Annotated in this window: 21 protein-coding genes and 1 pseudogene; 4 read left to right on the top strand and 18 right to left on the bottom strand. The window is 42.7% G+C overall.

Annotated features, from left to right (window positions below; genetic code table 11):
• Positions 1–134: 134 nt before the first annotated feature.
• Positions 135–1,184, top strand: a pseudogene (locus NQ488_02530) (site-specific integrase).
• A 362-nt stretch (positions 1,185–1,546) separates the two neighbouring features.
• On the opposite strand, the gene guaA reads toward NQ488_02530, so the two are convergent.
• Complete coding sequence (guaA, locus tag NQ488_02525) at positions 1,547–3,088, bottom strand: glutamine-hydrolyzing GMP synthase (GenBank protein ID UWN96205.1); 1,542 nt, start codon at positions 3,086–3,088, stop codon at positions 1,547–1,549.
• 240 nt (positions 3,089–3,328) lie between these two features.
• Between guaA and NQ488_02520 the strand changes: the two genes are divergently transcribed.
• Both NQ488_02520 and NQ488_02515 read left to right on the top strand, forming a co-directional pair.
• A complete protein-coding gene (locus tag NQ488_02520; GenBank protein UWN96204.1) occupies positions 3,329–3,862 on the top strand; it encodes a sigma-70 family RNA polymerase sigma factor in 534 nt (177 codons plus the stop codon).
• Entirely contained in the window at positions 3,852–4,979 is a 1,128-nt protein-coding gene (locus NQ488_02515) for a hypothetical protein (GenBank protein UWN96203.1), read from the top strand. The genes NQ488_02520 and NQ488_02515 overlap by 11 nt, the downstream gene beginning before the upstream one ends.
• A 26-nt stretch (positions 4,980–5,005) precedes the next feature.
• On the opposite strand, the gene NQ488_02510 is transcribed toward NQ488_02515, so the two are convergent.
• The 13 genes from NQ488_02510 to NQ488_02450 form a co-directional block, all read right to left on the bottom strand.
• Complete coding sequence (locus NQ488_02510) at positions 5,006–6,406, bottom strand: radical SAM protein (GenBank protein ID UWN96202.1); 1,401 nt, start codon at positions 6,404–6,406, stop codon at positions 5,006–5,008.
• Between the two features lie 61 nt (positions 6,407–6,467).
• Positions 6,468–7,010, bottom strand: coding sequence for a DUF308 domain-containing protein (locus NQ488_02505; GenBank protein ID UWN96201.1), 543 nt, complete (start codon positions 7,008–7,010; stop codon positions 6,468–6,470).
• A gap of 130 nt (positions 7,011–7,140) precedes the next feature.
• Positions 7,141–9,984: an excinuclease ABC subunit UvrA gene (gene uvrA / locus NQ488_02500; protein UWN96200.1), complete on the bottom strand. Its 2,844-nt coding sequence runs from the start codon at positions 9,982–9,984 to the stop codon at positions 7,141–7,143.
• The gene (locus NQ488_02495; protein ID UWN96199.1) at positions 9,984–10,532 is read right to left on the bottom strand and encodes a DUF5662 family protein; all 549 of its coding nucleotides are present in this window, start codon (positions 10,530–10,532) and stop codon (positions 9,984–9,986) included. The genes uvrA and NQ488_02495 overlap by 1 nt, the downstream gene beginning before the upstream one ends.
• Positions 10,519–12,510, bottom strand: a complete 1,992-nt coding sequence (uvrB, locus tag NQ488_02490; GenBank protein UWN97086.1) for an excinuclease ABC subunit UvrB — start codon at positions 12,508–12,510, stop codon at positions 10,519–10,521. Before uvrB ends, NQ488_02495 begins: the two co-directional genes overlap by 14 nt.
• A gap of 217 nt (positions 12,511–12,727) precedes the next feature.
• Positions 12,728–16,132, bottom strand: coding sequence for a hypothetical protein (locus tag NQ488_02485; GenBank protein ID UWN96198.1), 3,405 nt, complete (start codon positions 16,130–16,132; stop codon positions 12,728–12,730).
• Between the two features lie 70 nt (positions 16,133–16,202).
• The gene (locus NQ488_02480; GenBank protein UWN96197.1) at positions 16,203–17,501 is read right to left on the bottom strand and encodes a S41 family peptidase; all 1,299 of its coding nucleotides are present in this window, start codon (positions 17,499–17,501) and stop codon (positions 16,203–16,205) included.
• A 39-nt stretch (positions 17,502–17,540) separates the two neighbouring features.
• Positions 17,541–18,788 (bottom strand): peptidoglycan DD-metalloendopeptidase family protein, encoded by a 1,248-nt coding sequence (locus NQ488_02475; GenBank protein UWN96196.1) that lies wholly within the window; start codon positions 18,786–18,788, stop codon positions 17,541–17,543.
• Between the two features lie 83 nt (positions 18,789–18,871).
• Positions 18,872–19,780 (bottom strand): permease-like cell division protein FtsX, encoded by a 909-nt coding sequence (gene ftsX, locus NQ488_02470; GenBank protein ID UWN96195.1) that lies wholly within the window; start codon positions 19,778–19,780, stop codon positions 18,872–18,874.
• Positions 19,770–20,456: a cell division ATP-binding protein FtsE gene (gene ftsE, locus NQ488_02465; protein ID UWN96194.1), complete on the bottom strand. Its 687-nt coding sequence runs from the start codon at positions 20,454–20,456 to the stop codon at positions 19,770–19,772. The genes ftsX and ftsE overlap by 11 nt, the downstream gene beginning before the upstream one ends.
• Positions 20,457–20,473: 17 nt before the next feature.
• Positions 20,474–21,565 carry a helix-turn-helix domain-containing protein gene (locus NQ488_02460; protein UWN96193.1) on the bottom strand — a complete coding sequence of 364 codons (1,092 nt, stop codon included), beginning with the start codon at positions 21,563–21,565 and terminating at the stop codon, positions 20,474–20,476.
• Positions 21,566–21,757: 192 nt separating this feature from the next.
• Entirely contained in the window at positions 21,758–22,873 is a 1,116-nt protein-coding gene (ugpC, locus tag NQ488_02455; GenBank protein UWN96192.1) for a sn-glycerol-3-phosphate ABC transporter ATP-binding protein UgpC, read from the bottom strand.
• A 131-nt stretch (positions 22,874–23,004) separates the two neighbouring features.
• Complete coding sequence (locus NQ488_02450; GenBank protein ID UWN96191.1) at positions 23,005–23,247, bottom strand: YitT family protein; 243 nt, start codon at positions 23,245–23,247, stop codon at positions 23,005–23,007.
• A 177-nt stretch (positions 23,248–23,424) separates the two neighbouring features.
• Between NQ488_02450 and NQ488_02445 the strand changes: the two genes are divergently transcribed.
• On the top strand, positions 23,425–23,601 hold the full coding sequence (locus tag NQ488_02445) for a YjfB family protein (protein ID UWN96190.1): 177 nt from the start codon (positions 23,425–23,427) through the stop codon (positions 23,599–23,601).
• A 152-nt stretch (positions 23,602–23,753) separates the two neighbouring features.
• Here the strand turns inward: NQ488_02445 and NQ488_02440 are convergent, their stop codons facing one another.
• The 4 genes from NQ488_02440 to NQ488_02425 form a co-directional block, all read right to left on the bottom strand.
• Entirely contained in the window at positions 23,754–24,689 is a 936-nt protein-coding gene (locus NQ488_02440) for a CPBP family intramembrane metalloprotease (protein UWN96189.1), read from the bottom strand.
• Positions 24,690–24,723: 34 nt separating this feature from the next.
• The gene (locus tag NQ488_02435) at positions 24,724–25,098 is read right to left on the bottom strand and encodes a RidA family protein (GenBank protein ID UWN96188.1); all 375 of its coding nucleotides are present in this window, start codon (positions 25,096–25,098) and stop codon (positions 24,724–24,726) included.
• Positions 25,099–25,169: 71 nt separating this feature from the next.
• Positions 25,170–26,006, bottom strand: a complete 837-nt coding sequence (locus NQ488_02430; GenBank protein ID UWN96187.1) for a S1-like domain-containing RNA-binding protein — start codon at positions 26,004–26,006, stop codon at positions 25,170–25,172.
• A complete protein-coding gene (locus NQ488_02425) occupies positions 26,007–26,711 on the bottom strand; it encodes a thioesterase (protein ID UWN97085.1) in 705 nt (234 codons plus the stop codon). It abuts the gene before it with no gap.
• Positions 26,712–26,751: the final 40 nt, after the last annotated feature.

Raw genomic sequence — 26,751 nt, 5'->3', positions numbered from 1 at the left:
TCCTTCTCGCAAAAGGAATGACCGAAGCTATGTAAGTGATTGACCCGAAGGCTTTATAATCACCCTGAACAAGTAGATTATATCATAGCCTTTTGATGATTGCACAACAATTTTACAAAAAGGAGATGATATTTATGCCAGCTTACAAAGATGAAAAAACTGGTAAATGGTTCGCCAAGTTCTATTACACGAACTGGCAGGGAATCAAGAAACAGAAGTGGAAAAGAGGCTTCGCCACCAAAAAGGAAGCTTTAGGATTTGAAAGGGACTTTTTGGAACAGCAGTCTGCCAATCCTGACATGACATTTCAAAACCTCTATGAAATTTATATGGAAGATATGGCTGCAAGACTTAAGCAGTCAACTCTTCTGACAAAAAAGACGGTACTACAGACGCATATTCTTCCATTCTTCGGTAGCAAGCCGATTAATGAAATCAAAGCCTCTGATGTACGAAGATGGCAGGCGAAGCTTATGAGTTCGCCGAATAATTACTCCCAGACCTATCTGAAGAAGATTAACACGGAGCTTAACAGCATCATCAATTACGCCAAGCGCTTCTATGATCTCAACACCAATCCCTGCGGCAAGGCAGGTACCATTGGAAAAGCAAAGGCTGAGGAAATGGATTACTGGACTTACGATGAATATATTGCTTTCCGTGAGGGCGTAAAAGACAAGCCGCTATCGTATATATGCTTTGAAGTCCTGTACTGGACTGGTATGCGAGAAGGTGAATTACTTGCTCTCTCACCTGCTGATATTGACCTTGATAACAAGATAATATCCATCAACAGAACATATCAGCGGATAGGTGGAAAAGATGTATTTACATCACCTAAGACAAGAAAAAGCAAGCGAAAGATTCCGATTCCGGATTTTCTCTGCCAGGAACTATCAGACTATATCCAGTCAAGATATATGCTTGATGCAGACGAAAGGCTGTTCCCGGTAACAAAATCATATCTCTCACATGAGATGTTAAGAGGTTGCAAAAACACAGGTGTAAAAAAGATACGAATCCACGATATCAGGCATTCGCACGCCAGCTTACTTATTAATCAGGGCTGTGATGCCTTGATGTTAGCAGACAGGCTCGGACACGAGAAAGTATCCACAACACTTAACACATACTCTCATCTGTTTCCACATAAACAGCAGGAGCTTGTGCATAGTCTGGAATCATTGCAGGCGACAGATTCGCCAACACCTGAACCACCATCTGATAACCCTCTGCTTGAAGCAGCAGGTATCACATGTGAAGTGCCTCAGACTCAAGACAACGGCTCAGATGTAACAATCCGACCTCAGTTTGGACCTGCGTTAGTACCACCAAATACCGCATCCGGGAAAATCATCCAGATGCCACAAAGAAAGATCATATAAAAGAAATCCAGCAGTCATCAGGGTTTCTTGCTATTAAAGTTAATGACAACCAACTGAAAACGATAGAAAAAGAGTAGTTGCTATTAGTAGCAAATTAGTAGCAGAGCAAAAGAAAAAGTCTCGGAACCCGCTTGTTTAGCGGATTCCAAGACTTATGGCTCTTATTCAAACTCAATCGTAGCCGGTGGTTTACCCGTGCAGTCATACAGCACGCGGTTAACTCCCTTGACTTCGTTCACTATTCTGTTGGCAACCTTATTGAGCACCTCCCATGGAATCTGTGCTGCTTCGGCTGTCATGAAATCTACTGTGTTGACAGCACGGAGTGCAATCGCGTAATCGTATGTACGCTCATCACCCATGACACCAACGCTTCTCATGTTGGTAAGTGCTGCAAAGTACTGACCCAGATTGCTTGCGATGCCTGCCTTGGCAATCTCATCGCGGTAGATGAAATCAGCTTCCTGAACGATGCGTACCTTCTCGGCTGTTACTTCACCGATGATGCGGATGCCAAGTCCAGGACCCGGGAATGGCTGACGGTATACAAGGTATTCAGGGATACCGAGCTCAAGGCCGGCTCTTCTTACCTCATCCTTGAAGAGGTCACGTAACGGCTCAACTATCTCCTTAAAATCAACATAATCAGGAAGTCCTCCTACGTTGTGATGTGACTTGATTGTTGCTGACTTGCCAAGTCCTGATTCAATAACATCAGGATAGATAGTTCCCTGAACAAGATAATCAACTGCTCCGATCTTCTTGGCTTCTTCCTCAAATACGCGGATGAATTCCTCGCCGATAATCTTACGCTTGCGCTCAGGCTCCTCAACACCCTTAAGCTTCTCATAGAAACGCTCCTGGGCATTGACGCGGATAAAGTTAAGGTCATATGGGCCATCCGGTCCGAATACAGCCTCTACTTCATCGCCCTCATCCTTACGGAGAAGACCGTGATCTACAAACACACATGTAAGCTGCTTGCCTACTGCCTTAGCAAGAAGTACTGCTGCAACCGATGAATCAACACCGCCGGAAAGAGCACACAGAACCTTGCCGCTGCCAATCTTAGTGCGGAGTGACTTAATCGTGTTATCTACAAATGAATCCATCTTCCAGTCACCTGCACAGTTACATACATCAAAGAGGAAGTTGTGAAGCATCTTCTTACCTTCCTGCGTGTGCATAACCTCCGGGTGGAACTGGACTGCATAAAGCTTTCTTGTCTTATTCTCCATTGCTGCAACAGGACAGTTCTTTGTTGTTCCTGTTACCTTGAAGCCCTCTGGAGCTTCAGCAATGTAATCTGTATGGCTCATCCATGTTACAGTCTTGCTGCTTACGTTGTGGAACAGAAGTGACTTACTGTCAACCTCGACTTCCGTCTTGCCATATTCACTTACAGGTGCTGTTGCAACAGTACCACCAAGCTTGTACGCCATGAGCTGACAGCCGTAGCAAATTCCCAGAATTGGTACTCCTGCGTCAAATATAGCCTTGTCATATGTAGGTGATGTTTCATCATATACACTGTTAGGGCCGCCTGTAAATATAATTCCCTTTGGCTTTTTGGCAAGAATCTCATCGAGACTCATAGTATAAGGTACTATCTCACAGTAAACATTACACTCTCTGACTCTTCTGGCTATCAGCTGATTATACTGTCCACCAAAATCAAGAACCAATACGAGTTCCTTTTTCATTCTTCTCCTCCGTTCCACGCGCGCAGGCGCATGCTGATAATTAATTCAAATCTGTAAATTTTATTATACAAAATTCCACCGGATATATCAACCTCATAATCCGGCTTAAATACAAGAATTTTTTGGATATAAATTGGGATATAAATTTTATTTTGCTGCGATATTTTGCAACAAATACATTTTATATATTGTAATATAAATGAAGACGCATCTTCAATACCTTTGCGAGGGGGACAACCAATGAACTGGCAGGATAACAAACCTGATTTTGAACGGCTAATGAAGCTGTATGGCTCTGATGTGTACCGCATGTCCGTGCTAAGGCTTCAGGATGCCGAGGAAGCCAAAGATGTATTTCAGACAGTATTTATGCGGCTTTACTGCTGTAATAAGGATTTTGAGTCCGACAGCCACATACGGCACTGGCTTCTCAAAGTAACCGTAAATGAATGTATCAATATCCACAAAAGCGCATGGAAGCGCCATGTCATGTCTGCATCCGGCAGCACAGCTGACCGAATAGATGCTGCTGACACAACATACGGTAATCCGTGTAGTGAATATAATAATTGCAGCAATGAGCGAACCGGCATCTGGGACGTTGTGAGCAGCCTCCCGCCCAAATACCGTGATGTCATTTTCCTGTATTACTACGAAGAACTTTCAACCGCTGAGATTGCCGGTATTCTTGGCATAATGCAGACAGGCGTGCGCTCGCGGCTCAAACGTGCACGCGACATTCTTAAGAAGGAGGCCGATAATTATGAATTTTAAAGATGAATTTAACAAATGCTGTTCCAATATAAATGTACCCGACAGCATTTACAGGGATACGCTTGACAATATTTACAAGCAGACAACAGACGCAGCCGGGCAGACTAAGATGAACACATCCATTATGAAGCGCATCAGGACAAACATGCAAAACAGGTCCCGTACCCCACTGCGTGTTACCGCTGCAATAGCGTGCGCAGTTATCATCGCCGTTATCACTGTAACCGGCGTGTCCGCATTGAGACAGCTCAACAAAAATGACGGAGGTATTGGTGGTATTTATCCCGAACCTGTCTATAATGTCGTTGGAATAAAGCCATTTACAGTGCTTGCCGGGCCTTCCAGTGAAGCCGTAACCAAAAGAGGCATCACAATATCTCCGATTCCAATGAATACATGTGGAACCGGCAATGCTGCTTCTGATACAATATATGATTTCAGTGCCCTCCCGGATTCATGGACAATTGCAGGCATATATGACGTTAATCTTTCGGTTTCCGGAAGCAATATAAGCCGGATAGAATATCTTTCATCAAGTGATAACTTTATATTCCTTCCTGCAGATACTGATGATACAGGCAGCATTGTCTTCGGCAGTGCCGGGACCTCCTACAGTATCGTGATTAGCGATATTGAAAGCAGCTTCGCTGCGGACGATGGCATTTACATTGCATTAATCACCAATGGCGAAACCTTGGAAGAGGAAGATCCGGCGGCAGATATAACCGCATGTGTAACATTTGATGACGGAAGCATCTCCGTCAACCGGTATAGGCTGGCAGCCGGTGACAGTCCCATGAATAATAACAGTATCAATATAAAGCTTGAAACCGATTACGCAGAGGCCGCAAGCCTTGCTGCACAGGACGCTCTTGATAAGGCCGATGCCACCAGGCAGGCCGGGGCTGATGCTGCCGAAGAAGCCGTTAACCGGGCTAAAGCCGCCGAGCAGGCTGAGATTGAGCGCATGAAGCAGGATTACAGCAGACAGGCAGAGATTGCCCGTATGAAGCAAGAGGCTGTCTGCATAAGCGAATCGATTGCAAGAGAAAAAGCTTCCATTGCAAAAGAGAATGCACTTAAGCAATCAGCCTCAGCTGCACAGCGCTCCAACTAAATATGTTTAATTCCTCATATTTATAATCAGTCCCTCTTCTTGTAGTTCTCGTAGCTGTGCTCTACCTTTGGTGTCTGCGCCCAGAGCTCGTCAGCGCGTGGCTGCCAGTTCTTTGCATACTGCTCACACTTGCCGCAGAGATGCTCTACGCTCTCAGGTGACTGAAGGTCTGTTGACTTTGCTCCCGTCTCCTTAACCATTCTCTGAAGAATCTCAGGATTCTCAAGCATTGGACACGGGCGAAGGTGATTCTCATTAAATGGCTGGTTATCTCTGTATGCCATAAACAATGGCTGGTGAAGTATCTCAAGGAGTGAATGTGTTCTTATGTTAGCTCCTGAGTAATGGATGAATACACAAGGCTCTGCATCACCATTTGCATTAATATGGAAATAATTTCTGCCACCTGCAATACATCCGCCTACAAACTCACCATCATTCTGGAAGTCCATTGTGAAGAGACCCTTGCCCGTTGTAAGCTTTCTTATCTCACGGACTCTTGTTCTCATGTATGTTCTCTGCTCAACTGTCGGAAGCAGGTCAACGGCTGCATCATTGCCGACAGGCATGTAATGGAAGTAAAATGCGTAACGGCATCCCTTATCAACCATGAGGTCAACGAATTCATCACTTGTTACAGTCTCAATATTCTTTGATGTGTAGCAGATTGAAGTACCGAAGATAAGTCCATTTTCCTTAAGGAGATCCATGGCATGCATAACCTTGCCGTATACTCCGTCACCTCTTCTGAGGTCATTAACAGCTTCAAAGCCCTCAAGGCTGATTGCAAGGTAAAGGTTGCCTACGCGGAGCATTTCATTACAAAATGCCTCATCAACAAGTGTACCGTTTGTGTATGCAAGGAATGCACAGTCATTGTGCTTCTCGCAAAGCTTAATTATATCTGCCTTCCTTACAAGCGGCTCGCCGCCTGTGAACATATACAGATAGATACCAAGCTCTTTGCCCTGCTTGATAAGATTATCCATCTCATCAAATGTAAGATTCAGCTTGTTACCATACTCTGCTGCCCAGCAGCCTGTGCAGTGAAGGTTACATGCACTGGTAGGATCCATAAGAATCAGCCATGGCACGTTGCACTGGTGTACCTCGCGCATCTTTCTGATTGTCTTTGTTCCGTGGAAGAATGCCTCATATCCAAGATTAAGCGCTGCTGTCTTGAGTACATGCGGATCAATCTCATCAAGCACTTTGTTGATGTACTTATTGAATGCTCCATCCTTGTCACGGATCATTTTCCTGATATTATCATAATCAAGGTCAAGCTTCTCATCTCCCATATACTTCTGCATAAGGTCAACAATCTTAACTATTGCCTCTTCTCTGTTCTTGTCAACATCCTTAAGCACTACATCAATTGCCTTACTGAATGCCAGTCTTGCTGCTGCATGTGTCATCGTTCCCATATTAGTCTCCATTCCGTGTATGTCTCATTATATGACATACACCTGTATTTTTATTTGTGTTTTATAATGAATCAATCATTCTTACCGTATCATGTACGACCCAAAAGTTAAGCACTCCGTCAATTACAAGATTAATCCCTATGAGCACCATAACGAATTCCACAACCTTAAGCGGAATTACAAGAAGCATTGCTCCGAGCGCGCCTGCAATAACTGCAAGTATAAGTATCAGCCACCACTTACTTATGCCGAACCTTTTGGCATCAAGCGATGTCTGTATCTTAAATACCGCATCAATCAATACAATAACTCCGATAAATGCAGGTATAAGCTCTGCTATCCATTCCGTCCTGAACAAAAATATACATCCCGCTACAAGCGAAAATATTCCCATCGCCAGGTCGAACTGAAATGCAAGCTGATACATATCATGTGAAAAGTAACCCAGAAGTCTTATTATTCCATAGAACATAAGCACAACTCCAAGCACCCTGCACACTGTTAACATAGCCGTCTGCGGTCGTATTATCAGGTAAATTCCTATTACAATAAGCACAATTGACAGTATGCTGTATGCCAGCTTTGTTCTTTTAAGGGAATTCATATCTGCATCACTCCTTTCCCTATCAATTGGCATCATTTTATAAGTTTTTCCGACAAAATCCAACAGACAAAAAAAGCCGGATGCACAAAATTTGTGCACCCGGGCATTTTTGTCTAAATTTTAACTATCTTTATTTAAGATACTTCTTAACATACTGTCCTGTATATGAGCTCTTAACCTTAGCAACCTGCTCCGGCGTTCCTTTGGCAATGACGGTTCCGCCGCCATCTCCACCTTCGGGGCCCATATCTATTATATAATCTGCGGTCTTAATGACATCAAGATTATGTTCAATCACGACTACTGTATTACCGCCGTCTGCAAGCTTATGAAGAATCTCAACAAGCTTATGCACATCGGCAAAGTGAAGTCCCGTTGTAGGCTCATCAAGTATATACATCGTTCTTCCGGTGCTGCGCCTTGAAAGTTCCGTTGCAAGCTTTATCCTCTGAGCCTCACCGCCCGACAGCTCCGTTGACGGCTGCCCCAGCCTGATATATGAGAGTCCGACATCATTAAGGGTCTCAATCTTACGTCTGATTGAAGGCACATTCTCAAAAAATGTAACCGCCTCCTCAACTGTCATATTAAGTATATCGTAGATATTCTTACCTCTGTAACGTACCTCAAGCGTTTCCCTGTTATATCTCTTACCGCCGCATACTTCACACGGAACATATACATCAGGCAGGAAATGCATCTCTATCTTAAGTATTCCGTCTCCGTTACATGCCTCGCATCGTCCACCCTTCACATTAAAGCTGAATCTGCCCTTGCTGTAACCACGTTCCTTGGCATCCGTTGTTGCCGCAAACAGGTCTCTTATCATATCAAATACACCTGTATACGTCGCCGGATTAGATCTCGGTGTACGCCCGATAGGTGACTGGTCAATCGTAATTACCTTGTCCAGTTTCCCGATTCCTATAATGTCATCATGCTCTCCTGGAATCGTTCTTGCACGGTTGAGATCTCTTGACAGTCTCTTGTTAAGAATCTCATTGACAAGCGAACTCTTACCCGAACCCGACACACCGGTAACACAGGTAAATACGCCAAGCGGTATATCTACATCTATATTCCTGAGGTTATGTTCTCTTGCTCCCTTAATCGTTATAAAATCAACCGGCTTGCGTCTTGTCTTCGGCACCGGAATCCTAAGTCTTCCGCTGAGGTATGCTCCGGTTATGGAATCAGGATTCTTCATTATCTCTTCCGCTGTTCCGACTGCTACCACCTGTCCGCCGTGTTCTCCGGCTCCCGGTCCTATATCGACTATACAATCCGCTGCCCTCATCGTATCCTCATCATGCTCAACAACTATGACTGAATTACCGAGGTCTCTCAAATGGGTAAGCGTTGCAAGCAGCTTGTCATTATCCCTCTGATGAAGGCCTATACTTGGCTCATCAAGAATATACGCAACACCTACAAGTCCCGAACCTATCTGTGTGGCAAGCCTTATTCTCTGAGCTTCTCCTCCGGAAAGTGTTCCCGTTGCACGGCTTAAGCTCAGATAATCAAGTCCTACATCAATGAGAAACTGTATTCTTGCCTTAATCTCTCTGAGTACCTGTTCTCCGATTGCAAGCTGGAAGCTTGATAACTTCATATTATCAAGAAAATCCTTAAGCTTCGCGATAGACATATCTGTTATCTCAAATATATTCTTATCACCTACAGTAACCGCAAGTGACTCCTTCTTAAGCCTCTGTCCGTGGCACTCTGAACATGGTGTTATCCGCATGAACTGCTCATACTCCTGCTTGGTCGTCTCAGATGCAGTCTCCCTGTAACGTCTCTCAACATTCTTAATAAGTCCTTCAAATGCCACATCATAGACACCGACACCCCTCTGTCCCCTGTAATGTACCTGTACTGTATGACCTTTTGTTCCATGGATAATAATATCCTTTATGTCATCCGGGTAATCCTTGAATGGTGTATCAACCGAGAAACCATACTCCCTGGCAAGCGCATCAATTATCGCTCTCGTATAGCTTGTCTTATCCGTTACAGACTGCCAGCCAAGCACTACTATCGCACCTTCACTTATTGAAAGTCTCTTATCCGGAATCATAAGGTCTACGTCAAATTCCATCTTATATCCAAGCCCGAAGCATACGGGACACGCACCGAACGGATTATTGAACGAAAAGCTTCTCGGCTCTACTTCATCTATGCTTATTCCGCAGTCAGGGCATGAAAAGCTCTGGCTGAAATGCATCTCTTCTCCTCCTATGACATCAATAGTCATAAGTCCTTCTGCCAGCTTAAGTGCCGTCTCTATCGAATCCGTAAGTCTCTTCTGTATTCCGTCTCTTACAGACAGTCGGTCCACAATAATATCAATATTATGCTTCTTATTCTTATCGAGCTTAATCTCATCAGTAAGCTCATACATGCTTCCATCCACATTAACACGCACATATCCGCTCTTCTTGGCCTGCTCAAAAAGCTTCACGTGTTCACCCTTACGTCCTCTTACAACGGGTGCAAGTACCTGAATCTTAGTACGCTCCGGAAGTGCCATTATCTGGTCTGCCATCTGGTCAACAGTCTGCTTACGTATCTCTCGTCCGCACTTAGGGCAGTGTGGTATTCCGGCTCGTGCATACAGAAGCCTGAAATAATCATATATCTCTGTGACTGTTCCAACCGTAGACCTTGGATTGCGGTTAGTTGACTTCTGGTCTATTGATATTGCCGGTGACAGTCCTTCAATGCTCTCTACATCCGGCTTCTCCATCTGCCCGAGAAACTGTCTTGCATACGAAGATAATGATTCCATGTATCTTCTCTGTCCCTCTGCATATATCGTGTCAAATGCAAGTGAACTCTTACCCGAGCCGCTCAGTCCCGTAAGCACCACAAGTTCATTGCGCGGTATATCCACATCGATATTCTTAAGATTATGCTCATTAGCGCCTCGTATCTTAATATACGTCCTGTTCAAATTACCTTTTACAGCCATTACTTTTTGTTATACACCTTTCTAATATACCTGAATGTTTCTTTTTCTCCCTTGTCCTTAAGCATATTAAGCAGAAGCTCAATATCCTTCGCCGTATCAGGATGAAGTCTGCGGGACTTCTCCCGGTAGTAATACTCTATCGAATCCGCGTCCGTATATGACGCACCATTATATATCTTGGATGCCGCCACTCTGTCACAGAACATCTCCACAACATACTTCTTGGGCATCGGAACCGGCTCAACCTGACGTGTTGTCAGGTTATAATCCGTCCAATACTCAAAATGATGCGGGTTACGGCCTTTGTGGTGTATCCATGCAACAGAATATCCTATTGTCTCTCTCTCCGCTTCATTAGGGCTCCTTGTTCCCTGATAATATCTGGCACCCGTCATGAATTCCACAGGTGAATACTTGGACAGGTCATGCCTTAATCCCTGCCGGAATATTCCCGCCTTAAAACAATGCATCATTACCTTATGCCTGTGTCTTGTTATTGTGCGAAGATGCCCGAAGAACTTCTTCGCAGTAATCTTATACCTGTCCATTAATATGTTTCCTTACCTCAATCATCTGGTCTCTGAGCTGTGCTGCCTCCTCAAAATTAAGCTCTGCTGCAGCCCTGTGCATATTCTTCTCTATCTGTCTTGCTACCTTCTCAAGCTCCCTGCGGCTCATCGATTCATAATCCTTCTCAAGATTCATGGTATCCTTAGGCTCAGCCGCCCTGCTTATGCTGATAAGGTCTCTTACCGCCTTCTGTATAGTCTTAGGCGTTATGTTATGTTCCTCATTATACTTCTGCTGTATTGCACGTCTTCTCTCTGTCTCGTCTATAGCCTGTCTCATCGAATCCGTAATCGTATCGGCGTACATTATTACATGTCCTTCAGAATTACGCGCGGCACGTCCGATAGTCTGTATAAGAGATGTCTCTGTTCTTAAGAAACCTTCCTTGTCGGCATCAAGTATCGCAACAAGTGTAATCTCAGGTATATCAAGTCCCTCTCGCAGAAGATTGATTCCGACAAGCACATCAAATACATCAAGTCTCATATCACGTATAATCTTGGTTCTCTCAAGCGCATCTATATCTGAATGAAGATATCTTACACGTATTCCGACCTCCTTCAGATACTTGGTAAGATCCTCTGCCATATTCTTGGTAAGTGTGGTAACCAGAACCTTATGCTTATTCTTTGTCTCTTTATTAATCTCTGTTATAAGATCATCAATCTGCCCTTCCACAGGTCTTACCGATATCTCCGGATCCAGAAGTCCCGTAGGTCTTATAATCTGTTCCGCTCTGAGCAGTTCATGGTCTGCCTCGTACTGTGCCGGTGTTGCCGACACAAAAAGCATCTGGTCTATCTTACTCTCAAACTCCTGAAAATTAAGTGGTCTGTTATCCTTTGCTGACGGAAGCCTGAATCCATAATCAACCAGCGTTGTCTTACGTGACTGGTCACCTGCATACATTCCTCTTATCTGCGGCACCGTAATATGTGACTCATCTATTATTATAAGAAAATCCTTAGGAAAATAATCAATCAGTGTATATGGCGGCATTCCCGGTGCAAGTCCCGTAAGATGTCTCGAGTAATTCTCTATTCCTGAGCAGAACCCTGTCTCCTGGAGCATCTCTATGTCAAAATTCGTGCGTTCCTCTATACGCTGCGCCTCGATCAGTTTATCTTCGCTCTTAAAATACTTAATACGCTCCTCTAATTCCGCCTTAATTCCTGCTATGGCAGCCTCCATCTTCTCCTTCTCAACAATATAATGTGAGTTGGGAAATATTGCGACATGTTCAAGAACTGACTTAATCTCTCCGGTAAGCGTATCCACTTCCGTAATTCTGTCTACCTCATCGCCGAAGAATTCCACACGTACCGCATCACCGCTCGAAGCTGACGGATATATCTCAACGACATCTCCATGCACCCTGAACGTACCACGCTTAAAATCCATCTCATTGCGCACATACTGCATGTCCACAAGCTTGCGTATAACATCATCTCTGTCAGCTTCCATCCTGGGTCTTAAGGATACAACCATATTACGATAATCGATAGGCGCACCAAGTCCGTATATACACGACACAGATGAAACTATAATAACATCTTTGCGCTCTGACAAAGCTGCTGTTGCCGAATGTCTCAGCTTATCAATCTCATCATTGATAGATGAATCCTTGGCTATATAGGTATCACTTGAAGGGACATACGCCTCCGGCTGATAATAATCATAATAGGAGACAAAGTACTCAACTGCATTCTCCGGAAAGAACTCCTTCATCTCCCCGTACAGCTGTGCGGCAAGCGTCTTATTATGAGAGATAATAAGCGTCGGCTTCTGAAGCTTCTGTATTATATTCGCCATTGTAAATGTCTTGCCTGAGCCTGTTACACCAACAAGCGTCTGAAACTGGTTGCCTTCCATAAATCCTGCAACAAGCCTGTCTATTGCCTGCGGCTGGTCACCGGTAGGCTGATATTCACTGTGAAGTCTGAATTCCATAACAATCCCCATTCCTGCCCGGCTTTCAGGGCATCCCAAGTTTGTGTCCAAACATATTTCCCGATAATTCATTATATCATTCTACACTTAAAATGTACAGTAAAATCGAATAGTTGTTCTATTGCGTTATTCCGGAATTTTAAAAAAATGGCGTGCCTCAATGAATTTTCATTTATGGCACACCATTTTCATCTTATTATTTTATTACCCGGTTAAATAAAAGTTATCTTTCGGATTTCCTGTTCTTACTGCTGTATGTAATTCCTAATAATACTGCAGCACTTACGGCAATCAGTGCCATAAGAATTACTACCGGAGCCCTGTCACCTGTCTGTGTCGAAGATACATTTTCTCCTGTCTGTACCACGTCAGAAGCAGCTTCCTTATAAGCTATTGCAAACGGACTGAGCTCTGAAACTTCCACACTAAGTCCATCTGATATCACATACGGATCCATTACATCGAGCACTCCTGATTTAAGCAGATGCAGCACCTTGAATGTATATGTCTGTGCATCAGTTCCCTCAGGATATGCAAATGTCACAGTAATATTTCCATCGAATGTAAGCGGATTACCTGCGGCATCTACAAGCTCTACTTCGTAATATACAAACTGCATATTTCCCAAATCCATATTCTGATTTGCTACAGCCTGTCTTATTCTGTCTGCCTCACTCTGTCCCGCAGTCTTTGGTATTGCGCGCAAATATACATTACCGGAATTAACTGCGATACCTGCCGCATTCTTAATTACTGTTCCATTCTTTACTGATACTGTTGCATTAATGCCCGATACATTAAGACTTCCCGATGCTGCAGTTGAAGCAGCTGCATTGCCTGCCTTTGCTGAATCATCTGCACCATTATTGTCGTCACTGTTTCCTGTTGTGTCTGAAGCTGTCTGTGCTGTCGTTGTCGGCTGTGGCTTCGTTGTCGCCTGCGCTGTCGTTGTCGGCTGTGGCTTCGTTACCGCCTGCGCCGTTGTTGTAGGCTGTGGCTTCGTTGCTGCCTGCGCCGTTGTTGTCGGCTGTGGCTTCGTTGCCGCCTGCGCCGTTGTTGTCGGCTGTGGCTTCGTTGCTGCCTGCGCTGTTGTTGTCGGCTGTGGCTTCGTTGCCGCCTGCGCCGTTGTTGTAGGCTGTGGCTTCGTTGTCGCCTGCGCGGTTGTTGTCGGCTGTGGCTTCGTTGCCGCCTGCGCCGTTGTTGTAGGCTGTGGCTTCGTTGTATCCTGCTTATCCAGTGCTTTATATGATCTTACATCCATGGTGCCTCTTACTTCCGGCACAACTGCGCTATATACAACGCGATTACTTATTACAGTTGAAACCCCTCCAGCCGGTGAATAAGTAGTTCCACCAAGCTTCGTAAACTTGCTTAAGTCATCCGCCGAGGCAGTATATGTAATGGCATTGCCATCCTCAACAACCGATATATACACATACCCGGAATCAACCGATATGCTTCCGGAAGATGCGCCCTGTGATATACCGTTAAGCTTATATGTATCTGTACTGCCATTTGCATCGATTACCCTTAACTTTGCAATCTTATCTCCGCTATTGTATGTGTTCAATATATATGTCACACCATCTGACACAGCTACCGCGTTAGATACCGAATATGCTGAAGTATCCGACATAATATTATGCCATTTTCCATTTTCCAATACTGCTGCATTAGAAGAGCCGTTAGAAAAGCTGAAATTGCCATATGCAACAGCAGGTACGCCATTATAATCAAATATCTCCGGAGAATTAATGCTGTTTACATCAATTGCTTCTCCGGTTTCTGTAAGTCTGCCGTCAATGAGTTTATACAGCTTTGCTGACTTTCCATTATTATCAATCAGTGCATATAATGAACCGCCCGCAACTCCCAATGCCGGTGCATTAGCTGTATATCCTTCAATTACATCTACCTGCTGCCATACGCCATTATTATACTTTTTAAGTATTGTCCGCCCCTGTCCTGATGAATAATCCGCAATGAGTACATATGAAGTTCCATCATACGCAGCTATTGAGGTTTTTATACCTGATGAACCCGATGCACACTCACCAAGATTTTTCCAGTCAGATCCATCATATTTTAATATATTTGCCGAACGTATATCTTCCGCAAGTATATAAATATCATTGCCATCTGCCACAGCCTTTGCAGCTGATGCAGTAATTGATGAGAACGGACTCGTGCCGTCACGGTCTGTCACAGGACTCCACAGCTTGAGAGCGCTATAGTCCGCAAACTGTATATTAAAACTTACTGAATCGTCTGTCTGTGCAGTAACATTTATCTTTATTCCTGAATTACGCCCATCCGAATAACAGATAGCATCATCCGTTATCTTCTTATTCATATCAAGACTGCCTATCTCCTGACGTGTTGCATTGTATGACGCAAGTCCCACCTGTGCATTCTCAACAATACCGTCAGAGGCAGTTATACTTGTATCTCCCGGCCTGAATACATATATATAATCTTTTCCCTGAAGATTTCCCTCATCCTTAAGTGAAGGATTGACTCTGTAAACTATAAGTCCATCTCCCGGTGCACCTCGGTCAAGTGACTTATTATCACTTGGTGAACCAGCTTTGCGATATTCAACAACAAAGTACTCTGAGGCTGACATAGGCGTATAGAACTTCAGTGCCTGAACTTTATCCGCATCATTGTATGCAGCTGCAGCATCATATAATACATACGAATTATCAGCTGCCGGCTTCTCATTAACAGTAGTCCATCCGATTGCCTCTCTTGTAACAGCAAGCGGCCAAGGTCTCTTACCCGGCACACCCATCGGGTCCCATATGCCTACAGGATTCTCACCACTGCCCGCATACTGGTAAGATGACCGGTAATAATCAGGTATTCCAAATGTATGTATATACTCATGTGCTGCCGTGTGAATATCAAACATTCCGGTTGGAAGTGCCGCACTTGTCCTATTCTCTATCACATTGTATGCACCTATCTTCCTGCCTGCAAAACTTGACGTATTACCGCCTGTTGAGGAATGTGGTGTAAACTGATTCTGTGATGTTACAGATGGTATAATCATAAAATTATCTATTATGCCATCATTATTAAGATCCAGCTGTGCACCATCATAAGACGGATATGCTTCATCCAGCTTCCGGGCTATCTCATCAATCATAAGCGCCTCACCCGTTGCACCTTTATAATTATCAACAGTATTATCCATCTCTATGTATGTCACAGTGCCGTCATCATTAGTCTGTGGAAATACAGAGTCAACCTGATGCCTGCCTCCCGATATATCATAAAAATATTCTTTAAAAGAACCTTTCCAGAACTTGTCATTCTGTCCGTTGAATGTTCTCTGAAAATACTCCCAATATGTTCTTGGAGCACCTTCTATCGCACTTGTATACGCCTTATTATATCCGCTGACAGAATAATCCGATGTGTCTCCCGCGAACTTCACAACAACCACCACATTAGCAGCTTTTACAACAGGCTGGGCAGCGTCAACTTTTCTGATTGTTCCTGATATGTTATCAGGTAATACTATCATTCCCACTGCCAGCGAAGCCGCTGCAACCATGCCTGTTACTTTCTTTATAAAGCTGCAGCTTTTAGTTCTTGTTTTTCCATATGTTTTTTTCTTCATACGCAATTCCTCTCTCATATTTATCTATCTTATTGACATGAATCTGTCATTAAGCATCATTGCTTCCGTACTAACGTGTTATATCACCTTTTATAACTTCAATTGCCTTCTGCAGCTGGTTATCCTTAGAGGCATCATATTCTGTAAGATTATTGAATTCATCTGACAATTCTTCCACAATATCAGGTGTAACACCATGTCCATGGATATCCTGTCCTTTCGGTGTAAAATACTTAGCCATCGTGTATTTTATTGCACTTCCGTCAGACATTCTTCTTATAGTCTGTACAATTCCCTTGCCAAATGTCTGAGTACCGATAATTGTCCCTGCTCCGTAATCCTGCACTGCTCCGGCAAATATCTCAGATGCGCTTGCGCTCTCACCATTAACAAGCACTGCAAGAGGAACATCTATCACATCAGGATTGCTTCCGTTATATTCCTGACGATTGCCGTATTTGTCCTCAGTATATACTATAAGCCCATCCGGAAGGATCTCATCAAGCATATCAACAACAACATTCAGCAGTCCACCCGGATTAGAACGGATATCAATTACAAGCCCTTTCATGCCAAGTGTCTCAAGCTGCGCATATGCTTCCTTAAACTGTTGTGCCGTAACCTTATCAAATTCACTTATCGTAATCAGTCCCACTGAGTCATCCAGCATCTCATACGCAACAGTCTTTATCTCTACCTTGCGTCTTGTTACCGTAAGTTCCGCAATATCATCGGAACCATCCCGCCTGATTCCGATATTAACAGTTGTTCCCTCGTCACCTTTAATCTTGGCTACAACTGAATTCAGATCCTGATCTGCTACCGATTCACCATTAACAGTAACTATAACATCATTCTTGCGCATTCCCGCCTCTTTGCCGGGTGCTCCATCATATGGCTCCACAACAAGTATTGTACCATCATCATTCTTACGCACAACGACACCTATTCCGTAATACGCACCATTACTGCTCTCCTGTATCTTAGCATATTCGTCTGCAGTATAGTAGACTGTATACTTATCTCCATACGCATTAACATATGCCTTGTAAATATTATCAAGGACTTTACTGTCATCTATATCATCAAAATAAAAATCCTTAAGCGTCTGGTCTATAAGATTGAGCTTCTGCTCAGCCTCTGTTCCAATACCTGTGTTCCCGTCATATGTCTCACTCTGGATATAAATACTTCCGTCAGTATCAGGTCTTATATATCCTTTCTTAACCGCTGCCGCAATGACAACGGCACATATTGCAAGCATTGTAAATGAACCGATAAGTAATCCCTGTATAACACCGCTTCTGTGGCGTTCCTTCTGTATTACGTTTTTTTCATTTACATTGTTATCATTATCAAAATTATCCATTACTGCCTCACTTCAAAATATAAAATTACCTATATGGCTTTATCCAAAGTATGACATAGGGTTGACATATTTGCCGTTAAGTCTTACACCAAAATGCAGATGAACGCCGGTTGAATTACCTGTAGTTCCCATGAGTGCTATTGTATCACCTTTCTTAACTTTGGTTCCCTCAGATACAAGCAGCTTTGAACAGTGCATATAGACCGTCATAAGTCCGTTGCCATGATTAATCCATATCCAGTTGCCCGCTGAACTGCTGTATGTTGCAAGAGTTACCGTGCCATCATATGCTGCATATATCGGATCTCCCGACACACCTCTTGTCTTGGCTCCTATATCCACGCCATGATGCGGTGATGACCTGTCCTCCATATCTCCGTAAGGAGAGGTAATTCTTGTCGAAGGTGTCGGCCACTTGAACTTACCGCCATCGTATGTAGGAACCGTCACTGCAGGTGTTGTTCCATTCTTTTTGGCTTCCTCTGCCTTACGTCTCGCTTCTTCCTCCTGACGCTTTATCTCAGCCTCCATCGCAAGAATGGCAGCTTCCTGTTCCTTCTTGTCTTTTTCAAGCTGTGCCTGATATGCTTTGGCATCTGCGGATTTGTTGTCAAGTTTCTGAAGTTCATTCACCTTGGTGCTCTGTATGAGTGCAAGTGCCTGCTTCTGTCCTTCTACTTCTACCTGCATCTGTTCAAGTGACGTAAGATCTGCTTCAAGAAGCTCTTTAGTCTCCGCAATCTGCTGTTCCGTAGCTGCATATTGATCAAGCATCTGCCTGTCATACTCTGTAATCTTATTAATATATTCTGCCTTATTAAGAAGATCTGACATATCCTGTGCAGTTATCAGCATGTTAATGTATGATGAATCGGTTCCATTCTCATACATATATTTTATGCGGAGCTTCATAGATTCATACTGTTCCTGTGACTGCTGCTGTACAGTCTCAAGCATCTCCTGTGCCTGGGTTATCTCATTTTTCTTATCTTCTATCTGTATTCCCAGAGAATTAATATCTCCGTCTATTGAAGCAAGATTACTGTCAAGTTCCTTAATGTAGCTCTCAATATTTTTTTTATCCTTATTAAGCTGGCTTAACTGATTCTGAACATCCTGCAGCTTCTTCTCTATAGCAGCCTTGGCATCATTGGCATTAGACAGGTCCTGCTTGGTGTCCGCAAGTGCCGGTCTGTAAGACGTCAGTGAAAGGACTGACACCAATATCACAGCTGTAACCTTCTTCACAACAGATTGCATTCTCCCTTTATGCAGTCTTTTTTTCATTGTTCCCTCCATTATATACACAAAGGGGCTCCTACAACTGCGAATCTATTGTAAAAGCCCCTCTCCTTCTATGATTTCAATGATTATACGTTAGTATGCTTACGGAGTGCAAGTATACTTCCAAGGAAACCTATTCCGATTCCCACCCCCAGTGTTACAGGTGTAAGTACCCTGAATATACTTGATGCTGGAAGAAATGCAAGAATATTATTAAGTATTGAGAACTTGGCCAGCACATAATTAATAATATTCGCATACATGTATCTTATTATAATAAGCGGAATAATTGAACCAATCATACCGATAACTACACCTTCAACAACGAATGGTGCGTTAACAAACATATCAGTTGCTCCAATCAGCTTCATAATTGATATCTCATCCTTACGTACAGTAACACCGATAACTACAGTATTCATAATAAGGAAAATAGATACTGCAAGAAGTATTACGATGATTGCCACAGATGCATATCCTACAAGTATTGCCACATTAGAAAGACTGCTTGCCATAACATCCGAACGGTTAACCTGTCTTATACCATCCATATTCTCAAGATATGTTACAAGCGTAGGCTGCATTGATGCATCATTAAGATATACCGAGTAAGAATCTGAAGATGCCAGAGGATTGTCATCCTTGAAGCCTTCCGCCAGATCCTGATATTGTCCAAAATAATCTTTGCTGAATGTACTCCATGCTTCTTCGGCAGATGTATAGTGAATACTTGCGACCTCAACCCTGCTTTCTATATTCTTGCCTATATCTGACTTCTGCTGGTCTGACAGGCCTTCATCGAAGAATACGGTAACACATACTGAATTCTCCGCCTTCTTTATCATGTACTGGAAATTGGTAACAATCGAATAAAAAACTCCAAAAAGGAACAGACACGCAGTCATTGTTGCTATTGAGGCCAGTGAGAACATCTTATTACGATAGATATTCTTGAAGCCCTGTTTTATATTGTAACCTAAAGATCTAATCTTCATAGAAATAACCACCCTTTTCTACATCACTGATAATCTTGCCGTTATTCATGGTAATAGTACGCTTCTTCATAGCCTGTACAATCTCCATGTTATGAGTAACAACAAGTACTGTCGTGCCACGCTTGTTAATCTCATCGAGAATCTTCATAATCTCCCATGAATTCTCCGGGTCAAGGTTACCTGTAGGCTCATCACACAGAAGAATTGACGGTTCATTAACAAGTGCTCTCGCAATGGCTACTCTCTGCTGCTCACCACCTGAAAGCTCGTTAGGGAACGACTTATACTTATCAAGCAGACCTACCATTGAAAGCATGGCAAGAACACGTCCTCTTATAATTCTTGAAGGAGCCTCTACCACCTTCATTGCAAATGCAATATTATCATACACATTACGGTCAGGCAGGAGACGGAAATCCTGGAACACAACGCCTATGTCACGTCGAAGTGAGGGAAGTCTCTTTCTTGTAATCTTATTAAGATACTTTTTGTTAACATATATCTTACCGGATGTTGCATCCAGTTCCTTAAGAAGCAGCTTGATAAGTGTAGACTTACCGGAACCGCTGTTACCGACTACAAATACAAACTCGCCCTTCTCAATCCTTAAATCTATTCCATTAAGTGCCGGTGTACCCGACGTATATTCCTTTGTTACATTTTCAAGTATAATCATGTTCTATGTGTTCCTTTCTAGAATGAATCCCTGTTCTCCACATACTTCATGTATTTTACTACCATAAGCGCTATCTTGAATGTAATCGCATCGTCAAACTTGCGCAAATCAAGACCTGTGCTCTTCTGAAGCTTATCCAGACGATACACAAGCGTATTACGGTGAATATAAAGCTGTCTTGATGTCTCCGATACATTGAGGCTGTTCTCGAAGAACTTGTTAATTGTTGATAATGTCTCTTCGTCAAAATCATCCGGCGATTTGCCGCCGAAAATCTCCCTGATGAACATCTGGCACAGTGGAATCGGCAGCTGATATATAAGCCGGCCTATTCCGAGTCTGCTGTATGCCACAACACTCTTGTCACTGTAGAATATCTTACCCACATCAAGTGCCATCTGTGCTTCCTTGTACGATCTTGACACTTCCCTGATATCATTAATAACAGTTCCGTATGCAATCTTTGCAGCACTCATTGCCTCTGTACTTAACATATCTATTATCATATATGCCGTCTTATCAAGGTCATCAAGTGTATCCGTACTCTTAACTTCCTTAACAAGAATAATATTCTTTTCATCAACAGCTGTTATAAAATCATGAGTCTTAGGTGCAAAAAGTGTCCTTACAATCTCAAGAGCGTTGGTATCCTTCTCATTCTTTGTCTCAATTATATATACAACACGCTTAACTTCCGTATCAATATGAAGCTTCTTAGCTCTTGTATATATATCAACACGAAGAAGATTATCAAGCAGAAGATTCTTAATAAAATTATCCTTATCAAACCTCTCCTTATATGCTACTATAAGGCTCTGAACCTGAAATGCTGCCATCTTGCCTATCATATATACATCATCTGTCGTGCCGCGTGCAAGCAGAACAAGTTCCGTATGCTGGTCATCATTAACCTTAAAGAACTGGTATCCCTGAATAACCTGGCTCTCAGCAGGCGAAGTTATAAATGAAAGAACTGCTTTCTCACACTCCTCCGTATCCGGAAATGTTGTTGCTACAACCTTGCCATCCGTATCAATAAGGCAGAGATCTATTCTTGTAATAGACTTCAGACCATCTATCGTATTCTGTAAAATCTGATTTGAAACCATCTTACTCCCGTTATCCTTTCTAAAGTCTGTATATTATAACAATAATTCGACATATTATACCAAACCATATATGAGGTATTATAACTCAATCGGTGCAAAAAAAAAAGAGGAAATGCTTATTTCTAAACATTTCCTCAAATTTTCACATTTATGTAGTTAGTGACAGGAACCAATCACATCTGATGTATGTGATTAGTGGCAGATAACCTGCTCTGTCTCCTTATCAAATATATGAAGCTTTGAAAGGTCAATTGCGAACTTAACTGTATCACCAGGACGTGCTGTTGTACGAGGATTAACCTTAGCTGTACATGTTACATCATCAAGGTCAAAGTGAAGGTTAACTTCTGCGCCAAGAAGCTCATATACCTTAATTGTAGCTTCAATAATGCTGTCAGGTGATGATGTAAGGAAAAGCTCCTCATCATGAATATCCTCTGGACGGATACCTGCAACAACTGTCTTGCCAACATATCCCTGCTCGATAAGCTTCTTACCCTTTGCTTCAGGAAGCTTGATTGAGAAGTTAGCGCCAAGCTCAAGTGTAACTGCGCCTGCATTCTCAACAACCTTAGCATCAAGAAGGTTCATCTGAGGTGATCCGATGAATCCAGCAACGAAGAGGTTCTGTGGTGTATTGTAAAGAGCCTGTGGTGTATCTACCTGCTGTATGATACCATCCTTAAGAACTACAATTCTTGTACCAAGTGTCATAGCCTCTGTCTGGTCATGTGTAACGTAGATAATTGTACACTTTAACTTCTGGTGAAGCTTAGAAATCTCGACACGCATCTGAACTCTCAGCTTTGCATCAAGGTTTGAAAGTGGCTCATCCATAAGGAATACCTTTGGCTTACGAACGATAGCACGACCCATGGCAACACGCTGACGCTGACCACCTGAAAGAGCCTTTGGCTTACGATCAAGAAGATGCTCAAGGTCAAGAATCTTAGCTGCTTCATGTACAGCCTTATCAATATCAGCCTTAGCTACCTTACGGAGCTTAAGTGCAAATCCCATGTTATCATATACTGTCATATGTGGATACAGAGCGTAGTTCTGGAATACCATAGCGATATCTCTGTTCATAGGCTCTACATCATTAACGAGCTTGTCATCAATCCAAAGCTCACCTGAGCTGATTTCCTCGAGACCGGCAATCATACGAAGTGTTGTTGACTTACCGCATCCTGAAGGACCAACGAAGATGATGAACTCCTGATCAGCGATTTCAAGGTTAAAATCTTTAACTGCAACAAATCCGTTAGGATATACTTTGCAGACATTCTTAAGTGATAAACTTGCCATTTTCCAAATTCCTCCTAAATTCTTGCGTCTTAACAACTGCATCTATAATACATTATCATCAAAATAATTGCCATATGGTAATTTACCAAAAATGACGCTCAAATTTAGTCAATTTGCCTATACATGTACCTTCACTGTGAATTTTTCACAAAACTCCCGCCAACTGCTTCTCTCACATCACTTACCATAACAAATGCATCTTCATCAGTTTCCCACACTACTTTTTTCATGGCCGGCACCTGTTTTCTTGCCACAACACATGAAATTACAGATTTTTTGTTCCCTGAATAAATTCCTTCCCCATAAAGATACGTTCCTCCGCGTTCCAGCCGGATTATGATTTTTTTGGCAATTTGTTCATATTTGTTTTGCAAGCATCCTTATATATCTGATATTATTCTTATTATAATAAAGATAATTCTCTTTTAACCATATATATATGATTTCCATATTGAAACCTTGTATACCATAATGATATAATTCAATCAGGAGACACATCTGTATCCGCAGACATATTGATATATCATTTTAGAGAATGGAGATGTATAGTTATGGATATTCCTGCACTTTCAATTGCACTGAATTCAATTCAGACAAGCAATGATATCGGTATTGCAGTACTTGCCAAGAATCTCGATGTCATGAATACAGAGGGCGATGCACTGACAAAGATGATGGAATTATCAGTGAATCCCGGCATCGGACAGAACATTGACTATCTTGTATAACACAGACAGCAATCAACGGCACCGACTGTTTTTGCCGATTGTTTAACCGGTGCACAATCACAAAACAGCCATATGGCATATTATAATCATCATTCTGACTATAATCGCCATATGGCTGTTTTATTGTTTAATGTATATTATGATATATAAATCTATTGCACAAGAATCATGATATATATTCCAATCGCAGATGCAATAACTGCCGGAACTGTAATAAATTTCTCACCGTTCACTGCGCGGCATGCTTTGAGAGGTCCGCCCGAAAGCTTTTGCTTTATGTATTCATATCTGTTATTGCGCCGTGCAAGCCTGCGATATATACAGACAGCAACAGCACCAAACCCTGCCGCCATAATTCCGAGTACGACAACCGCCGCTATATTGCCTGCAATCATCTGCATTTCCGACATCTCTATACTGCTACCTGAAGAAGCCGCCTGTTCTAACACATCCTGTGGAATAAGTCTCAGCATTATAACCGAGTATGAATTAGCCGCAAAATGCGCAAGCATCGAAGCAAACAGAGAACCTGTCGCCTCAACAAGCAGTGCAAATATGACTCCAAGCGCAAATGCATAGAAAAACTGGTTAAAATTCATGTGGAACATTCCAAATATAAATGCGCTCATAAGAGCTGCACCAAACACACCATTCTTTCGGTATGAATGAAAGAATATCCCACGAAACAGGAATTCCTCTGCCAGTGCCGGAATTACAGCCATAAAAAGCAGCTGTACAACAAATGCATAATCCTGCCTCATCGATATTGATGTCTCCTGCATATGGTTATCGACAAAAAGCATCGAGACATAGCTCAGAAAAAGCATCATCGGAACGAGCATATATCCAAAAAGCAGCGACAGAAGTGCATCTGCCGGTCTGAGTATTCTCCACGGCAGTTTCTTAATCGGATTAATTCTGCACACTGCCATGAATATTACTGCAGGAACAAGCATAACCAGATATGTCTGTATCATTCCGAACCATTCCGGTATAGGAGCATCCTCCAGAACATATGAAAGACCTATTGAGCCTGCAAATGTAAATACAAGCAGTATCAGATAAAACCAGTTTGCTTTTTTACACATAGTCCATCCCTTTATCCCAGTATATATACGGCAATCACTTGAATGCTACAGCCTCAATCTCAATAAGGAGATCCTTAGGCAGTCTTGCAACCTCAACGCATGAGCGTGCAGGATATGGCTCCTTAAAATGCTTCTTATAAATCTCATTAACCTTAGCAAAATCTTCCATATTCTTAATAAATACTGTTGTCTTAACAATATTCTCCACCTTAGAACCGGCCGCCTCTACAACATTAACAAGGCTTGTCATGGCGCGTTCTGCCTGTGCCTCGATTCCTTCCATAGGAGTTCCTGTTGCAGGATCAACTCCGATAATCCCTGAAGTATACACCATTCCGTTAATCTCGATTGCCTGTGAGTATGGTCCGATTGCTGCCGGTGCATTCTCTGTGCTTATTACTTTCTGCATATTATTAATTCCTTTCATAAAATATTTTAAATAATTGCCACAGCATTATGGCAGTTACATCTGTAATTATATTAATTATTATCAGTAAGTTCAATAGAATCCGGATTGATTACAATCTTCCGCTCCTTAAACAGCCTGCCAACCGCTCTCTTGAACTCATTCTTGCTCATATTGAACTGTGACCTGATAAGCTCCGGTGATGCCTTATCGTTAAACGGGAGTCTTCCACCGCGTTTCTTAATCTCATCAAGCACAAACTGTGAGTCATCATCCATCTGGAGATAAGCCTTCTTGCGCAGACCGATCATGAGCTTGCCGTCATCTCTGACCTTAACGACACGGCCTTCTATTCTGTCACCGATATTAACCTTACTGAAAAGCTCGTTATTCGGAATCATTCCGTAATACTTGTCATCTATGGCAACATATGCGCCATAGTCAGGATTAATCTCTATCACCGTACCGCTTACCTGACTGTCTTTCTCATAGCAGTCCGCCGGCACAAGGTAATTGTATACTCTTCTCATCGACGCACACAGTCTGCTGCTCTTATCAACATAAAGCACCACAAGGCATTCATCACCCGGCTTAACCTTATATGTCTGCTCCTTAAACGGGAGAAACAAATCCTTTTCAAGACCCCAGTCAAGGAATGCGCCTATCTGTGAAGTCTGTGCAACCTTAAGTTTTGCAATCCGGTCCAGCTCTATCTTAGGTGTATTTGTTGTTGCTATAAGCCTGTCCTGGGAATCACGGTATACGAACACCGTCAGTGCATCACCAATCTCAACATCCGCAGGCACCTGCTTAACAGGGAGAAGAACTTTCTCTTCCTTAGTTCCCAGATATACACCAAAATCTGTTCTGCTTACAATATTCAAGCACTGCTTCTTACCAATCTGAATCATCTACGCCTCCGCAAATTCAACCAATGCATATGTCTTGTTAAGTCCATCACGCAAATCAATCTGTATCCTGCCTTCATCTGTCCAGCCAATATAAGGATATATCTTATCGCCGTATACAGCCGGCATCTTATAATCCACACGAATCATCGCCGGTACAAAATCATCAGGCAGATATTCCTGTGCAATCTGGATATACCATGCATTATTAACATGATAGTTCGTATCGAGCTGGTACTTCGTAACATAGAAGCCGCCGCACTCATCATAATGTGACGCCGTATTTATCTTACGCGTTTCATAATCCATATCCTCATACTTAGGTTCTATCGGATATGCATCAACAAGTCTGCCTTCTGCCCTTGCAGGCTTACCTGATGCAGTATCAACATATACCCAGAGTGAATCCGCGCATGCAAGCACCTCACCCGAAGCATCTTTCATAATAAAATTACGATGTCCAAGGAATCTTTCAAATGAATATGCCCATGTTCCCGTTGTTACACTCTCCCCAAACTTTGGCAGCCTTTTTATGTCTATCTGCCAATATGACAAAAGCCATCCGCGTCCGGCCTTAATAAGCTCATCAACTCCAACTCCAAGCGATTGTGACTGGCAATTGGAGCAGTCCTGAAAATGATTAACAAGTCCGAATACAGACAGCTTTTCGTCAGGGGCTATCTCACTGTATCTTATGATGTCATTCACTGAGTACAATACCGTGTGCCTCCTTATATTATATTCACAA

Source organism: [Bacteroides] pectinophilus (assembly GCA_025146925.1).
GTDB lineage: Bacteria > Bacillota > Clostridia > Lachnospirales > Lachnospiraceae > Bacteroides_F > Bacteroides_F pectinophilus.
The sequence above is the reverse complement of the archived record's forward strand: the minus strand, read 5'-3'. Positions and strand labels throughout refer to the sequence as shown.

Coding starts and splice junctions, on each gene's coding strand:
- guaA (UWN96205.1), bottom strand. CDS start 3,088: ATGAAAAAGGAACTCGTATTGGTTCTTGATTTTGGTGGACAGTATAAT.
- NQ488_02520 (UWN96204.1), top strand. CDS start 3,329: ATGAACTGGCAGGATAACAAACCTGATTTTGAACGGCTAATGAAGCTG.
- NQ488_02515 (UWN96203.1), top strand. CDS start 3,852: ATGAATTTTAAAGATGAATTTAACAAATGCTGTTCCAATATAAATGTA.
- NQ488_02510 (UWN96202.1), bottom strand. CDS start 6,406: ATGGGAACGATGACACATGCAGCAGCAAGACTGGCATTCAGTAAGGCA.
- NQ488_02505 (UWN96201.1), bottom strand. CDS start 7,010: ATGAATTCCCTTAAAAGAACAAAGCTGGCATACAGCATACTGTCAATT.
- uvrA (UWN96200.1), bottom strand. CDS start 9,984: ATGGCTGTAAAAGGTAATTTGAACAGGACGTATATTAAGATACGAGGC.
- NQ488_02495 (UWN96199.1), bottom strand. CDS start 10,532: ATGGACAGGTATAAGATTACTGCGAAGAAGTTCTTCGGGCATCTTCGC.
- NQ488_02485 (UWN96198.1), bottom strand. CDS start 16,132: ATGAAGAAAAAAACATATGGAAAAACAAGAACTAAAAGCTGCAGCTTT.
- NQ488_02480 (UWN96197.1), bottom strand. CDS start 17,501: ATGGATAATTTTGATAATGATAACAATGTAAATGAAAAAAACGTAATA.
- NQ488_02475 (UWN96196.1), bottom strand. CDS start 18,788: ATGAAAAAAAGACTGCATAAAGGGAGAATGCAATCTGTTGTGAAGAAG.
- ftsX (UWN96195.1), bottom strand. CDS start 19,780: ATGAAGATTAGATCTTTAGGTTACAATATAAAACAGGGCTTCAAGAAT.
- ftsE (UWN96194.1), bottom strand. CDS start 20,456: ATGATTATACTTGAAAATGTAACAAAGGAATATACGTCGGGTACACCG.
- NQ488_02460 (UWN96193.1), bottom strand. CDS start 21,565: ATGGTTTCAAATCAGATTTTACAGAATACGATAGATGGTCTGAAGTCT.
- ugpC (UWN96192.1), bottom strand. CDS start 22,873: ATGGCAAGTTTATCACTTAAGAATGTCTGCAAAGTATATCCTAACGGA.
- NQ488_02445 (UWN96190.1), top strand. CDS start 23,425: ATGGATATTCCTGCACTTTCAATTGCACTGAATTCAATTCAGACAAGC.
- NQ488_02440 (UWN96189.1), bottom strand. CDS start 24,689: ATGTGTAAAAAAGCAAACTGGTTTTATCTGATACTGCTTGTATTTACA.
- NQ488_02435 (UWN96188.1), bottom strand. CDS start 25,098: ATGCAGAAAGTAATAAGCACAGAGAATGCACCGGCAGCAATCGGACCA.
- NQ488_02430 (UWN96187.1), bottom strand. CDS start 26,006: ATGATTCAGATTGGTAAGAAGCAGTGCTTGAATATTGTAAGCAGAACA.